Annotated in this window: 2 protein-coding genes; both read left to right on the forward strand. The window is 46.1% G+C overall.

Features of this window, described 5'->3' with window-relative positions:
* Nucleotides 1-303, forward strand: a 303-nt coding sequence (locus ACERC6_RS10285) for a hypothetical protein (protein WP_373628961.1), incomplete at its 5' end; no start/stop codon positions are given.
* Nucleotide 304: 1 nt separating this feature from the next.
* On the forward strand, nt 305-610 hold a 306-nt coding region (locus ACERC6_RS10290), incomplete at its 3' end, for a phage tail protein (RefSeq protein WP_373628962.1).

Below are 610 nucleotides of genomic sequence, written 5' to 3' on the forward strand. Positions count from 1 at the left end.
CAAGCCCACGACGGCATCATGAGCGTCCCCAAATCAGGCACTTGGAACTTAGAAAAAGGCGAACGAGTACTGCCTAAACATACCGCCAAAGCCTTAGATGATAAATTGAACAGCTTGCAGGGTCGAGGTGAAACGAAGGTCATCATTAACAATTACACCAGCGAAAAAGCTCATGTACAACAAATGCCAAATGGTGACATGATGGTTACTATCGGCAAGATGATTAGTGACACGGTAGATGCCAAAGTCAATCAACGATTTATCCAAGCACGCCGTCAAGGAGGCGAACTTTATGGGAGATAGCATGAAAACCTTCACTTGGAAAATGAACATGGGAGCGTCTGCCAGCACTCGCCATGCGGTCAGTAAGACGCAGTTTGGTGATGGCTATGCCCAGCGTGTGAGTTTTGGTATTAACAATAAACGCACCGATTGGAGCGGTAGCAAAACTGGCGACTGGGCGACCGTCATCAAGCCAATCAAAGATTTTCTTGATGAGCATGGTGGCGTTACGCCCTTTTATTGGGCTGATCCGCATGGCACGACCGCCAAATACATTTGCCAAGATTATGAAATTTCTCAAAGAAAAGGTAATTTTTGGGAAATTAGC

The organism is Moraxella sp. E33BD, assembly GCF_041807865.1.
Classification (GTDB): Bacteria; Pseudomonadota; Gammaproteobacteria; order Pseudomonadales; family Moraxellaceae; genus Moraxella; species Moraxella haemolytica.